The organism is Pseudomonas khavaziana, assembly GCF_036704165.1.
GTDB lineage: Bacteria > Pseudomonadota > Gammaproteobacteria > Pseudomonadales > Pseudomonadaceae > Aquipseudomonas > Aquipseudomonas khavaziana.
On the sequence record NZ_CP129946.1, the window covers coordinates 5,195,430 to 5,209,008 of the forward strand.

A 13,579-nucleotide genomic window follows, 5' to 3' on the forward strand; every position below is an offset into this window, starting at 1 on the left:
CATCGGGAGCAAGCCCCCTCCCACAGGGTCCAGCGGCGTACCCGAAGTTGTGTAGTCGAATCGTCGCCCCCCCCCCGTCCCACATTTGCCAGCATTTTCAAGCTTGAACATACCTCACGGCACCAATCCCAATCGAACATCTCTGCGCGTCTCAGGTCCACGTTAATGAGAGCAATGGATCGGAGGGATGTTTATCGTGCATATCGCTGACATAACCATGTTCTACGCCCCGGCGAGTGGCGGCGTACGCACTTATCTCGACGCCAAGCACCGGCGCCTGGCGCTCAAGCCTGGGATTCGCCACAGCCTGCTGGTGCCTGGCGCTCACTTGAGCGAGCACGACGGGATCTTCAAGGTGCCGGCGCCTGCCCTGCCCTTTGGCAAGGGCTATCGCTTCCCCCTGCGCTTGGCGCCCTGGCGAAATGTGCTGCACGATCTACAGCCCGATCTTATCGAAGTCGGCGACCCCTACCTCACCGCCTGGGCCGCGCTCGATGCCCGGCGCCAGCTGGACGTGCCGGTGATCGGCTTTTACCACTCCGACCTGCCGCTGCTGGTAAGCAACCGCATGGGGCCCTGGTTTACGCCCAACGTCGAGGCCTATGTCAGCAAGCTCTACGGGAATTTCGATCGGGTACTGGCCCCCAGTAAGGTGATGGCCGACAAACTCACCGGCCTCGGGGTCAGAAATGTCTTCGTCCAACCGCTGGGGGTGGACCTGCAAACCTTCACCCCCGACGTGCGCGATCCTGGCCTGCGCGCCGAGCTGGGGATAGGCGAAGACACCCGATTGTTAATCTTCGCCGGGCGCGGTTCGAAGGAGAAAAACCTGTCGGTGCTGCTCAATTGCATGAAGCGCCTGGGCGACGGCTACCATTTGCTGCTGGTGGGTTCGGGCATGCCGGCCAACGTGCCGGATAATGTCACCGTAGTCGATGGATTCCGCCCTGCCCAGCATGTCGCCCGGCTGATGGCCAGCGCCGACGCCTTGCTGCATGGCGGCGACCAGGAAACCTTCGGCCTGGTGATCCTGGAGGCCATGGCCTGTGGCATCCCGGTCGTCGCCGTTGCGGCCGGGGCCTTCACTGAAATTGTCGACGAACGCTGTGGCCTGCTGTGTGCGCCCAACAACCCCAAGGCGATGGCTGACGCGGTGCGCGAACTGTTCGGTGCCGACAGCCGACGCTTGGGCGCCCAGGCGCGGCAGCACGTTGAGCAGCATTATGCGTGGGACACCGTAGTCGATAGCCTGCTGGGCCATTATCACGCCGTGCTGGGCACGCACAAACCGATGCTCGCCCATGGCTGAGCGTTCGGTCATTCTGGTGTTGCACGATGTAGCACCGAGCACCTGGGCCGACTATCGGCCGTTTGTCGAGGCCGTGGATGCGCTGGGCAACGTACCCATCACCTGGCTGGTAGTGCCGGACTTCCATCGCCATGACGACCTGGCCGCCCACGCCGACTTTCGCCGCTTGCTCGACAGCCGCGTAGCCAGGGGCGATGAACTGACCTTGCACGGCTACTATCATTGCGACGACCAGCCCAGGCCACGTACACCAAAAGACTGGTTCATGCGGCGCATCTATACCCATGAAGGCGAGTTTTACCAGTTGTCCCAGGCCGAAGCATTAAAGCGGCTTACCGCCGGCATCGAGGTATTCCAGCGCAATGACTGGCCGCTGCACGGGTTTGTCGCCCCCGCCTGGCTAATGAGCGACGGCACCCGCCAGGCATTGCGCCAGTTGCCGCTGAGCTACACCAGCGACCCGCAGCATCTTTATCGACTGCCTGACTTCACACGCATCGACGCCCCAGGCCTGGTCTGGAGCGCCCGCAGCGCATGGCGCCGCGGCCTGTCCAAAGTCCTCAGCGACCAACGGGAGCAGCGCTGGCAGACCGCCCCGGTGATCCGGTTGGGGCTGCACCCGGTGGACATGCGCCACGAGTTTTCTCGTCGTGCCTGGCTACAAACCCTGCAACGCCTGCTCAATGCTGGGCGCACTCCACAGACCAAGGCCGTCTGGCTGGCGACGCAGCCATGAGCCGACTGATCTGGCTAGTGCTGGCCCTGCTCATCGCGCTGGTGATTCCCGTGTGGCTGGGCGGCGGCGAAACCCTCTTGCGCCTGCGGCAGTTCCCCTTGCCCCAATTGCTGGGAATGTTTGCCATGATTATCGGCTGCTGGCTGATCAACAGCCTGCGCATCCGTCTGCTGCTCGGCGAGCAGCGCGGCCAGTTGGGGCCGTTCAAAAGCCTTGGCGTGGTGATCTCCACCGAGTTCGCGATGTGCGCTACGCCCGGGGGCAGCGGTGGGCCCCTGACACTGATGGCGCTGCTGGCGCGCAATGGCATACGTCCTGCCCATGGCAGCGCGGTGTTTGCCATGGACCAGTTGAGCGACTTGCTGTTTTTTCTCTGCGCGCTGGCGGGCATTCTCTTGTATGCGCTGTTCCATAGCCTCAACCCACGCATGGAGTGGCTGCTGGGGCTCAGCGCGGTATCGATGGTAGGAGGGATCATCAGCGGCTGGCTGGTGGTGCGTTATCATCGCCGCCTGATTCGCCTGACCGGCCTGGCGCTCAAAACCCTGAAAGTACGCGCCAGCACCCGCCGACGCTGGGCGCGCAAATTACTGCGCTTTCTCGCGGCCTTTACCCAAACCCTGAAATTGCCTTGGCGCACGCTGTTACGGGTGTTTGCGCTGACCAGCCTGCATTGGTTATTGCGCTACAGCGTGTTGTACCTGGCGCTGCGTGGCCTGGGCGGCGATGTGCAGTGGGCCTGGAGCTTCCTGATCCAGATGCTGGCATTGACGGCGGGGCAGTTCAGCCTGTTGCCGGGCGGGGCCGGGGCGGCCGAGCTGACCTCGGCGGCACTGTTGGCGCCCATGGTGGGCAAGTCCACGGCCGCGGCGGCGATTCTGATCTGGCGGGCGGTGACCTATTACTTCTACCTGCTGGCCGGCGCACCGGTGTTTCTATTGATGGTCGGCAAACCGCTGCTCAAACGTCTTTTTCGGGGGGCACGCAAGGCTCGTCCTGTTGCAGCTGTTCCCACAAGCGGGCAGCCCCGGGGAAATCAGTACCATCCTCGGCATCCAGCGCATCCGGGTCGTAGCGACTCAGACAGCCCTCGCCCAAGGTAGCGGGCGCCCTGGAGGTGGCTTTATCTAGGGGGTCGGTCATGTGGGTGTCCTACAAATAAAAAGGGCCTGGGGAGTTTTACCCCCAGGCCCTTTCTTATTCAACCCAACGGGCTGGTCAGAACACCACGGTCTTGTTGCCATGCACCAACACGCGGTCTTCCAGGTGATAACGCAGGCCACGGGCCAGCACCATCTTCTCGACGTCACGGCCGAAACGCACCATGTCTTCGATACTGTCGCTGTGGCTGACGCGTACGACGTCCTGTTCGATGATCGGGCCGGCATCCAGCTCTTCAGTGACGTAGTGGCAGGTCGCGCCAATCAACTTCACGCCGCGCAGGGAAGCCTGGTGATAGGGCTTGGCCCCGACAAACGACGGCAGGAAGCTGTGATGAATATTGATCACCTTGCCGGCGTATTCACGGCACAGTTCCGGCGGCAGGATCTGCATGTAGCGCGCCAGCACTACCACGTCTGCATCGTGCTGCTTGACCAGGCGCGATACCTCGGCGAACGCAGGCTCCTTGTCCTGGGGATTGACCGGCACGTGGTAGTACGGGATGCCATGCCATTCGACCATGCTGCGCAGATCGTCATGGTTGGAGATCACACAGGCAATCTCGCAGTCCAGCTCATCGCTGTGCCACCGGTGCAGCAGGTCCGCCAGACAGTGGGATTCGCGGCTGGCCATCAGCACCACGCGCTTCTTCTGCTCCGTGTCGGTGATGTGCCAGGTCATCGAAAACTCTTCGGCGATGGGCGCAAACGCCTCGCGGAAGGCTTGCAGGCCAAAGGGCAAGGTGTCGGCACGAATTTCGTGACGCATGAAAAACCAACCGCTGAGATCATCCGAGTGATGGCTCGCTTCGGTGATCCAGCCATTGTGGGAAGCCAGAAAGTTACTGACCTTGGCAACGATGCCAACCCGGTCCGGGCAAGCAATCACCAGCCGAAAAGTGCGCATTAGGGGGAAACTCCAGAACTTCGCAAAGGCCGCTATTCTAGCGATTGCGCAGAAAAACTGCAGTATTCCTGACGCCTTATTCGCGGCGCTGGTCCTGGCAACACCCCTTAATCGCGTAAGGTTTTACCACCGCTGTTTGATCGTATAAGGCAAACACGAGCAGTTAACCGGAAATTAACGCGATTATCTTTCTGCCCAGCGCCTATTAATTAACTCGTTTGCAGCGCTTTGCCACAAACATTCAATCTAATTCACATAATCACCGTCTTAAATGTTTACTTGGCGAAATTGGCTGACTATTATTGGGCCACTCACCCTGCCAATCAGCGTTCTACATAAGGTAGTCCACATGTCTCTGATCAACGAATACCGCGCCACCGAAGAAGCCATCAAAGAGCTGCAAGCTCGTTTGAAGAACCTGTCCCAAGACGACAAGCTGCAAACCGAGCTGGAATTCGAAGGTAAATTGCGCACCCTGATGGGTGAATACTCCAAATCCCTGCGTGACATCATCGCGCTGCTGGATCCAGAGTCGAAAGTTAAAGCACCACGCGGCGCTGTAAAAACTACCGGCACCAAGCGTGCTCGCAAGGTCAAGCAGTACAAAAACCCGCACAACGGTGAAGTGATTGAAACCAAAGGTGGCAACCACAAGACTCTGAAAGAGTGGAAAGCCAAGTGGGGCGGTGATGTCGTTGAAGGTTGGGCTACCCTGCTGGGCTAAGCCTGGTCGGACCTTCGCCCGATACGCAACACATTAAAAAACGCCAGATTGCTGGCGTTTTTTATTGTCAGGATATTCTGTAGTTATCCACCTACAGGTTCAGTCGAGCGGCTAAAGAGTCGGCATAGTCCTGCCATTGCTCGAGTACCCTGCACTGAAACGATGTAGCACTAACGGCCAACTCCTCACGCGCCTGCTTAAATGCCAGCAAGGTATTCGGTGCCCCCCACTGCGGATCCGACAAGCGTTGCTGGCAGAACAGTTTCCAGCGCTGTTGCTCCTCATTGTTCAAGGTTTCAGGAAAGTTACGCGCGCGGTAGCGAAATAATAATTCCGGCAAACGATGATCATCGAACGGCCACTGCTGACGCGCTAACTGCGCGGGCTCTGCCATGCGAACTTGTTCACATAAACGCCGGTCACGGTCGCCAATAAAGCCATCGTAGAGCTGCTGCTCCGGGTCTTGGTTCGCCGCAAAATCTTCCTCGGCGTAAATGGCCGCCAACTTGTCACGCCAAACTGCTTGTGCGTCAGTTAGCCGCAGCGCCCGTGCCTGAAAAGTATCCATATCCAATTGCAGACGCTCGCGATCTTGCGGGCGCAGCACCTTCAACGGCGCGACCACCGGGCAGCGGTTGATATGCAACAACTTGAGGGGTACCGGCAGTTCACCTTCGGCCAACTCGTCACGGCGCGTGTAAAGGCGCTCGCGCAGGGTCTCGGCATCCAGGTCCAACAACCCCTGCGGGTCGAGCCCCAGGTCACAGACGATCAAGGCATTGCGATTGCGCGGGTGCCAGGCCAGTGGCAATACCACCCCCAGGTAATGGCGCTCGGCAGAAAAGCGTCCGGAGATATGCACCATCGGTTGCAGCAACCGCACCTGATCCATGACCCGCTGCTTGCTGCGCAGTTGAAACAACCATTCATATAGCTTGGGCTGTTTTTCCCGGACCAGGCGCGCCAGGGCGATAGTTGCTCGCACATCAGATAACGCATCGTGGGCCTGGCCATGCTCGATACCGTTGGCTTCGGTCAACCGCTCGAGCTTGAGCGTCACGCGCCCGTCTTGTTCAGGCCAGGTAATGCCCTCGGGCCGCAATGCATAGGCAGTACGCATCACATCGATCAAGTCCCAACGGCTGTTGCCGCCTTGCCACTCCCGCGCATAAGGATCGAAAAAGTTGCGATACAGGCTGTAGCGCGTCATTTCATCGTCAAATCGCAGAGTGTTGTAGCCGGCGCCGCAGGTGCCTGGAGTGGCCAGTTCGGCGTGCACCCGGGTCATGAAGTCGGCTTCGGCAAGGCCTTGTTGCATCAGGACGCCAGGGGTAATCCCGGTGATCGCGCACGCAGCCGGATGGGGCAGGATATCGTCGCTGGGCTGGCAATAAAGGTTGATCGGCGCACCGACCTCGTTGAGGTCCAGATCAGTGCGGATACCCGCTACCTGGAGCGGGCGATCGTTGCGCGGGTTGATACCGGTGGTTTCATAGTCGTACCAGAAAATCGAGGTCACGGGCTATTCCTGTGCTGAAGACCGACAAAGTCTAGGCGCTGCAAGGTGCTCGGGGCCAGCGATACCTTTACTGTATAAATACCCAGCAAAACCTTGAAGGGTTGCTTCCACCGTCGACACTGCTAGCATCCGTGTCTCTTAGTCGCGGTGCAAAGGATCGCAATGGCAACAACACCCCTGGATACCCACTACCAGATCGAGACGCCGGAAGGGATCGACCTGCCCTTGCGTCCTGCCGGCCTGCCACCCCGGGCATTGGCCTTTGCCTTCGACCTGGGCGTGCGTGGGATCATCATGGGTATCCTGCTGGTGCCCCTGGCGCTGCTTGGCAACATTGGCGTCGGGCTAGGCTCGCTGCTGCTGTTCCTGATGAGCTGGTGGTACATGGTGCTGTTCGAAGTCCTCAACCAGGGTTCCTCCCCAGGCAAACAGGTGATGGGCCTGCGGGTGGTACAGGACGACGGCACGCCGATTGGCTGGTCGGGGTCGTTGATCCGCAACCTTTTGCGCTTTGTCGACATGCTGCCCTTCGGTTACTTCCTCGGTGCGATCAGTTGCCTGCAACACCCGCATTTCAAGCGGCTTGGCGACCTGGCCGCGGGCACGCTGGTGGTCTACCGCGAACTGCCGCTGGTGCGCCCGCGAATCCCTCAAGCCACCGCCCTGCGCCTGCCCTTCGCACTGCAACTGAGCGAGCAGCGGGCCATCCTCGGTTTCGCCGAGCGTCAGGCCGAGCTCTCTGCCGAACGGGTGCATGAACTGGCCGCGATCCTCGCCGAGCCCCTGCAAGTACCCCCGGCCCGCGCCGTGGAGCAGCTCAACGGTGTGGCCCGTGGCTTGTTGGGGCCGACATGAAGCAGAGCCTTTTTGAAACCCGCCACCAGCCACAATGGCAAGCCTTTGCCGAACAGCTCAAGCAATTGGAGCAAGGCAAAGCCAAGGCCGCCGATGTCGCGGGCTTCCCTCATCAATACCGACGTCTGTGCCAGCACCTGGCCCTGGCCCAGGAGCGCGGCTACAGCAGTTACCTGGTAGACCCGCTGCAACAACTGGCGCTGCGCGGCCACCAACAACTGTATCGCCATCGCAGCCAGCTGCCGGCAAACACGCTGGCGTTCATCCTCGCCGACTTCCCACGCCTGGTACGCCAGCAGTGGCGCTTCGTGCTGATCGCCGGCCTGCTGTTCTTTGGCAGCATGATGGGTGTAGCGCTGCTGGTCTACCTGTTTCCCGACCTTATCTACAGCATCGTCAGCCCCCAACAAGTAGCCGAAATGCAGGGCATGTACGACCCCCAGGCCAGCCGCCTGGGCCGTGCAGCCGAGCGTGCCGCCAGCGAAGACTGGATGATGTTTGGCTACTACGTGATGCACAACATCGGCATCGCCTTCCAGACATTTGCGGCCGGCCTGCTGTTCGGCCTGGGCAGCGTGTTCTTCCTGATTTTCAACGGCTTGGTCATCGGCGCGGTCTCCGGGCACCTTACGGAGATTGGCTATGGCCAGACCTTCTGGTCATTTGCCATTGGCCATGGCGCATTCGAGCTCACCGCCATCACCCTGGCAGGTGCCGCGGGCCTGCAATTGGGCTGGTCACTGGTCGCGCCGGGCCGGTTGGCACGCGGCGAGGCCCTGCGCCTGGCGGCTCGTAAAAGTGTGCGGATGCTCTGCGGTGTCATGGTGCTCCTGCTCATCGCTGCGTTTATCGAAGCCTACTGGTCCTCCACCACCAGCATTGCCCCCTGGATCAAATACCTGGTGGGCGCCGCGCTCTGGCTGCTGGTGGCCGCCTACCTGATATTCGCCGGGCGGACTCATCATGCGCCTGACTGACTCCTGCGTGATGATTCGCCCGCGTACCGCCTGGGAAGCCATGGACCTGGGTGTGTTGATGGCCAGGCAACACCGATTCCTGCTGATGGGCAGTTGGGCACTGGTAAGCCTGCCGGTGTTTATGCTGCTCACTGTGCTGCTGTGGCGTTACCCGTCGCTGGCCATGTTCCTGTTCTGGTGGCTCAAGCCGGCCTTTGACCGCTTGCCGCTGTACATCCTGTCCAAGGCCCTGTTTGGCGAAACACCCAGCCTCAAACAGGCCGTTCGCCATTGGCCGCACCTGCTGAAGGAGCAACTGTTCGCCAGCCTGACCTGGCGGCGACTGAGCCTGAGTCGCAGCTTTACCCTGCCGGTCAGCCAACTTGAAGGCCTCGATGGTAATGCACGCCAACAGCGCCTGGGGGTATTACTGCAACGCGATGCCGGAGCCGCACGCTGGCTGACGATCATCGGTGTACACCTGGAAATCGGCCTGTGGTTCGGCGCCATGGCCCTGTTCTATCTGTTCATCCCGCAAAACGTGGAACTGGACTGGGATTGGCAACGGATGGCCTTGGCAACGGGCTCGGACGTGCTATGGCTGGAACACCTGGGCAACGCGTTCTATGCCATGGCGCTGGTGTTCTGGGAGCCCATCTACGTCGCCTGCGGTTTCAGCCTGTACCTCAATCGGCGTACGGTCCTGGAGGCCTGGGACCTGGAGTTGATATTCCGGCGCTTGCGCCAGCGCCTGAGCAGTGTTGCGCCAGCATTGTTGCTGGTCGTGGGCCTGGCACTGCTGCAGCTCAGCCCATCAGCCATGGCCCAGGAACCGCCTGGCCCCAAGTCGCTCAGTACCCAGGCCGCCAGCCAATCCATCAAGGCGATGCTGGAAAAGCCACCGTTCAAGAATCCGGAAACCGTCACACGCTATCGGTTTGGCGAAGAAAAGGCGCCGGTCGGAAACCAAGGCCATGGCGATGGAAAACTACCCCGCTGGCTCCAGGCCTTGCTCGACAACCTCAACAGCGATGCCTTCGGGCACGTCGCTAACGCCTTGGAAATACTGCTATGGAGCCTGGTGATTGGCGGGCTGGCGCTGGTGGTGTGGCGTTACCGCGAATGGTTGCGCACCTTTGTCAGTCGCAGCCGACGGCCTCGCCCGAAAACAGCCAGTGCCATGCCCACCCAGCTGTTCGGCTTGGAATTGGGCACCGACACATTGCCCGATGACCTTGCCGGCGCCGCCGAACAGCTATGGCCCACCCAGCCACGGGAAGCCCTCGGTCTGCTGTATCGCGGCCTGCTCAGCCGGCTGCTGCACGAATTCAACCTGCCGCTGAAAAGCGCCGACACCGAAGGCCAGGTGCTGGAGCACGTGCATCGCTTGCAGCAGCCGCAGTTACTGGCATTCAGTGACGAACTGACACGGCACTGGCAAAACCTCGCCTATGGTCATCGCCTGCCTCCCTCCTCGGCCCAGAAGAAGCTATGCAACGACTGGCGTGGACTGTTCAGTGACGGAGCGGGCCAATGAACCGCCCATTAGTGTGGGTAGCACTGCTGCTGGTGTGCCTGCTGGGTATGGGCGGCTTGTATGCCTGGCACAAGGCAATTCCCTACGACGAAGTGGTGGATCGCGGCCCATCGCCTGATGCGCGGGCCAACCCCTATCTGGCTGCCGAGCATTTCCTGGGCGAGCAAGGCCTCACAGTGGAGCACGCCAACGGTCTTGAACGCCTCGCCGACCTGCCCGCCAAAGGCCATAGTCTGTTGCTGCTGGGGGATCGCAGCAACATGACTCCACGCCAGGTCGAGCAACTGCTCGAGTGGGCCAAGGCCGGGGGCCACCTGCTCTTGGTCGCCGAGGCCTTGTGGGACGAAGAAACCGGCAAAAGTGGCGATCTGTTGCTTGATCGACTCAATATCCGTCAAACCTTGAGCGAGACCTTCGACGATCCGCCACGGCCTCGTAAAAAGCCGGCACCGGACCTGACCAAACTCTACGTCGACAACGAAACCGCCCCTGCGCACTTCAGTTTTGACACCGACTTCAACCTCATCGACCCCAAGCACCTGGCACAGTTCTCTGCCAACAGCGCGCAGTCCAGCCATCTGATGCAACTGAACCTGGGACAAGGCCGTGTCACGGTGGTGACCGACAGCGACCTGTGGAAAACCCCTGGCATCGGCAACCACGATAACGCCTGGCTGCTCTGGTACCTGAACCAGGGCACCCAGGTAACCTTGCTGTTCAACAGTGACGTGGACGATCTGTTTACCCTGTTGCTGCGTTATTTCCCCCAGGCCCTCGTCGCCCTCGCAGCACTGGTTGTCCTGGCGCTGTGGCAGGCCGGCATGCGCCACGGCCCCGCCCAGGCTCCGGCGCCCAAGGCTCGTCGGCAGCTACAGGAACACTTGAAGGCCAGTGCCGATTTCCTGCTGCGCCGCAGCGGCCAGGGCACCTTGCTGCGAGCCTTGCAGCTCGACCTCCTGCGCGCCGCCCGGCGCCACCACCCAGGCTTTGAACACCTCGACAGCGCAGAGCAACGGCAGGTGCTGGAACACCTGACACGGCAACCTTCCCATATCATCAGCCAGGCGCTTGAACCACTAGCGCTGAAACGGCTCTCCAGTGCCGATTTCAGCCGACAGGTAGCGTGCCTGCAAACCCTCAGGAATGCCTTATGAGCGACTCTCCAATGGCCACCCCCCTGACCGCCGACAACCTTCTACGTGCCAGCCAGCAGGCCCAGGCCCTGCGTGTGGAATTGCGCAAGGCTGTGATAGGCCAGGACCCGGTGATTGACGACGTGCTCACCGCCTTGATAGCGGGTGGTCATGTGCTGCTCGAAGGCGTGCCAGGCCTGGGCAAGACCTTGCTGGTGCGTGCCCTGGCCCGTTGCTTTGGCGGTGATTTCGCACGTATCCAGTTCACCCCGGACCTGATGCCCAGCGATGTCACCGGCCATGCGGTGTACGACCTGCAGACCGAACAGTTCAAGCTGCGCAAGGGGCCATTGTTCACCCACCTGTTGCTGGCCGACGAAATCAATCGCGCCCCGGCCAAGACCCAGGCGGCACTGCTCGAAGCCATGCAGGAGCGCCAGGTTACCCTGGAGGGCGAGGCGCTGCCCATCGGCCAGCCCTTCATGGTGCTGGCGACCCAGAACCCCATCGAGCAGGAAGGTACCTACCCGTTGCCTGAGGCCGAGCTGGACCGGTTCATGCTCAAGGTGCGCATGGACTACCCCGACGCCCGGCAGGAACTGGAGATGGTCCGCGAAGTGACCCGCTCGTCCAGGGCCGACATGCTGGATGTACAGCCGTTGCGCACGGTGCTGCAAGCCGAGGACGTGGTGCTGATGCAGGAAATTGCCAGCGCACTGCCCCTGGATGAACAGGTACTCGACTACGCGGTGCGGCTGGCGCGGGCCACACGCAGTTGGCCGGGGCTGACCATCGGCGCCGGTCCCAGGGCCTCCATCGCCCTGGTACGCGGCGCCCGCGCCCGGGCGCTATTGCGCGGTGGCGAGTTCGTGACGCCCGATGACATCAAGGGCTGTGCGCTGGCAGTGCTGCGTCACCGGGTGCGCATTGCGCCGGAACTGGACATCGACGGCCTGGAAGTTGACCAGGTGCTCCAGCAGCTACTTGACCAGATTGCTGCACCAAGGCAATGACGCAGCCATGAAGCCGACCCGTCTGTTGCTGATCTGGCTGGGTGTGCTACTTGGCCTGAACACCCTGTTGGGCGCTTCGATGGCGCTGCAGGTCAAGCTACCTCAAACCTTGCATTCCATCGCCTGGGGCCTGCTTCTGGCCCTGCTGCTATTGGCGACGCTGGATGCGGCACGCTTGCGCCGCCGGCCCTCGGCGCGTGTAAACAGGAAACTGCCCGGCAGCCTGGCGCTGGGGCGCTGGGAAGAGGTGCGCCTGTGCCTGGAGCATGACTACCCTCAACCACTGACTGTAGGGGTGTTCGACCACGTGCCCGACGGCTTGAGTGTGGATAACCTGCCCCAATCCATCCAATTGCACCCCGGCGCACGCGCTGAGCTGGGCTATCGCGTTCGCCCCGTGCGCCGCGGGCATTTCGCCTTCAGTCACTGCGAACTGCTGCTGCCCAGCCCATTGGGGTTGTGGTCGGCGCGCAGATTCGTCGAAACCCATGATGCCACCCGGGTTTACCCGGACTTCGCCCGTTTATACGGCGCGCAGTTGCTGGGGGTGGATAACTGGCTGAGCCAACTGGGGGTGCGCCAACATCAGCGCCGAGGGTTGGGCCTGGAGTTTCATCAACTGCGCGAGTTTCGTGAAGGTGACAGCCTGCGCCAGATCGACTGGAAGGCCACCGCTCGCCAACGCACGCCGATTGCCCGTGAATACCAGGATGAACGCGACCAGCAGATCGTGTTCATGCTCGATTGCGGCCAGCGCATGCGCAGCCAGGACGATGAACTGTCCCATTTCGACCACGCCCTCAACGCCTGCCTGCTGCTCAGTTATGTCGCCTTGCGCCAGGGCGATGCCGTAGGGCTGTGCACCTTCGCCAGCGACCAGCCGCGCTACCTCAAGCCGGTCAAGGGCAGTGGCCAGTTGAATAGCTTGCTCAATGCGGTCTACGACCTGGACACCACCCGTAGAACCGCTGACTACCAGGCTGCCGCCAGCCAATTACTGGTGCGTCAAAAGCGCCGGGCACTGGTGATCATCGTCACCAACCTGCGCGATGAGGATGATGAAGCGCTGATGACGGCCGTCAAACGTATTGGCCGACAACATCGGGTACTTGTGGCGAGCCTGCGGGAGGAAGTCCTCGACCAGTTACGCCAAGCCCCCGTGCAGACCTTGCCCGAAGCCCTGGCTTACAGTGGCACGGTTGATTACCTCAACACCCGCAATCAACTCCATGATCGTTTGAGCGCCCATGGGCTTGCAGTATTGGATACGCTGCCATCAGACTTGGGCGCCACGTTGGTGACGCGTTACCTGGGGTGGAAAAAAGCCGGTACGTTCTAATATGCCTGCATTCAGACGGGGGCCTGCTGGGGATCAAAGCTGAAGTACTGCACCAGCGCGTTGATCAGTTGCCCATACGCTTCGGGTGGCTGATGCACCGTGAACCCGGAGTCGTAATGCTGCGGGTTAACATCTTCATGGCTCCACAAGCAGGTCGCCGTCAGATCAACCGTCTGGAATTCGCCTTGCGCCACCGGAATTTTCAAACACAGCTGAAAATCCACATCGACCATCATGGGTAATTGGCTGATCAGCATCAGCCCATTTTCAGACACATTGCCCAAGAACCCAATCGGTTTGTCGGTAACACGATTGAACACCTGCAAAAAATAAGGCAGTTGATGCCGTTCGATCCGTCGCTCGGTAAACATGATGAAGTCGCCATCCAATA

The 13,579-nt window shown here is 61.0% G+C and carries 13 protein-coding genes; 10 read left to right on the forward strand and 3 right to left on the reverse strand.

The features are described 5' to 3' along the window. Positions 1-187: 187 nt before the first annotated feature. Genes QYQ93_RS23310 through QYQ93_RS23320 form a run of 3 tightly spaced genes read left to right on the forward strand, consistent with a single transcriptional unit; the run spans position 188 to position 3,148 of the window. Positions 188-1,309 carry a glycosyltransferase family 1 protein gene (locus QYQ93_RS23310; RefSeq protein ID WP_338475562.1) on the forward strand — a complete coding sequence of 374 codons (1,122 nt, stop codon included), beginning with the start codon at positions 188-190 and terminating at the stop codon, positions 1,307-1,309. Continuing rightward, positions 1,302-2,045 carry a polysaccharide deacetylase family protein gene (locus QYQ93_RS23315; protein WP_338475563.1) on the forward strand — a complete coding sequence of 248 codons (744 nt, stop codon included), beginning with the start codon at positions 1,302-1,304 and terminating at the stop codon, positions 2,043-2,045. Before QYQ93_RS23310 ends, QYQ93_RS23315 begins: the two co-directional genes overlap by 8 nt. After that, positions 2,042-3,148 carry a lysylphosphatidylglycerol synthase transmembrane domain-containing protein gene (locus QYQ93_RS23320; protein ID WP_043050023.1) on the forward strand — a complete coding sequence of 369 codons (1,107 nt, stop codon included), beginning with the start codon at positions 2,042-2,044 and terminating at the stop codon, positions 3,146-3,148. The genes QYQ93_RS23315 and QYQ93_RS23320 overlap by 4 nt, the downstream gene beginning before the upstream one ends. Positions 3,149-3,263: 115 nt before the next feature. Here QYQ93_RS23320 and purU read toward each other — a convergent pair whose 3' ends face one another. Next, a complete protein-coding gene (gene purU, locus QYQ93_RS23325) occupies positions 3,264-4,112 on the reverse strand; it encodes a formyltetrahydrofolate deformylase (protein ID WP_043050024.1) in 849 nt (282 codons plus the stop codon). A 349-nt stretch (positions 4,113-4,461) separates the two neighbouring features. On the opposite strand from purU, the gene mvaT reads away from it, so the two are divergent. Next, the gene (gene mvaT / locus QYQ93_RS23330; protein ID WP_005790963.1) at positions 4,462-4,836 is read left to right on the forward strand and encodes a histone-like nucleoid-structuring protein MvaT; all 375 of its coding nucleotides are present in this window, start codon (positions 4,462-4,464) and stop codon (positions 4,834-4,836) included. A 91-nt stretch (positions 4,837-4,927) separates the two neighbouring features. Here the strand turns inward: mvaT and sbcB are convergent, their stop codons facing one another. After that, entirely contained in the window at positions 4,928-6,355 is a 1,428-nt protein-coding gene (gene sbcB / locus QYQ93_RS23335) for an exodeoxyribonuclease I (protein ID WP_043050025.1), read from the reverse strand. 162 nt (positions 6,356-6,517) lie between these two features. On the opposite strand from sbcB, the gene QYQ93_RS23340 reads away from it, so the two are divergent. The 6 genes from QYQ93_RS23340 to QYQ93_RS23365 are packed head-to-tail and all read left to right on the forward strand — an operon-like array spanning position 6,518 to position 13,188. Next, positions 6,518-7,210: an RDD family protein gene (locus QYQ93_RS23340; protein ID WP_043050026.1), complete on the forward strand. Its 693-nt coding sequence runs from the start codon at positions 6,518-6,520 to the stop codon at positions 7,208-7,210. Next, positions 7,207-8,187 carry a stage II sporulation protein M gene (locus QYQ93_RS23345; protein ID WP_043050027.1) on the forward strand — a complete coding sequence of 327 codons (981 nt, stop codon included), beginning with the start codon at positions 7,207-7,209 and terminating at the stop codon, positions 8,185-8,187. Before QYQ93_RS23340 ends, QYQ93_RS23345 begins: the two co-directional genes overlap by 4 nt. Beyond that, complete coding sequence (locus tag QYQ93_RS23350; protein WP_338475564.1) at positions 8,174-9,703, forward strand: DUF4129 domain-containing protein; 1,530 nt, start codon at positions 8,174-8,176, stop codon at positions 9,701-9,703. The genes QYQ93_RS23345 and QYQ93_RS23350 overlap by 14 nt, the downstream gene beginning before the upstream one ends. Next, positions 9,700-10,857 (forward strand): DUF4350 domain-containing protein, encoded by a 1,158-nt coding sequence (locus QYQ93_RS23355; RefSeq protein WP_338475565.1) that lies wholly within the window; start codon positions 9,700-9,702, stop codon positions 10,855-10,857. Before QYQ93_RS23350 ends, QYQ93_RS23355 begins: the two co-directional genes overlap by 4 nt. Continuing rightward, on the forward strand, positions 10,854-11,849 hold the full coding sequence (locus QYQ93_RS23360; protein ID WP_043050037.1) for an AAA family ATPase: 996 nt from the start codon (positions 10,854-10,856) through the stop codon (positions 11,847-11,849). The genes QYQ93_RS23355 and QYQ93_RS23360 overlap by 4 nt, the downstream gene beginning before the upstream one ends. A 7-nt stretch (positions 11,850-11,856) precedes the next feature. Continuing rightward, a complete protein-coding gene (locus QYQ93_RS23365; protein WP_043050038.1) occupies positions 11,857-13,188 on the forward strand; it encodes a DUF58 domain-containing protein in 1,332 nt (443 codons plus the stop codon). 11 nt (positions 13,189-13,199) lie between these two features. Here QYQ93_RS23365 and QYQ93_RS23370 read toward each other — a convergent pair whose 3' ends face one another. Continuing rightward, positions 13,200-13,559 carry a PilZ domain-containing protein gene (locus QYQ93_RS23370; protein WP_043050039.1) on the reverse strand — a complete coding sequence of 120 codons (360 nt, stop codon included), beginning with the start codon at positions 13,557-13,559 and terminating at the stop codon, positions 13,200-13,202. Positions 13,560-13,579: the final 20 nt, after the last annotated feature.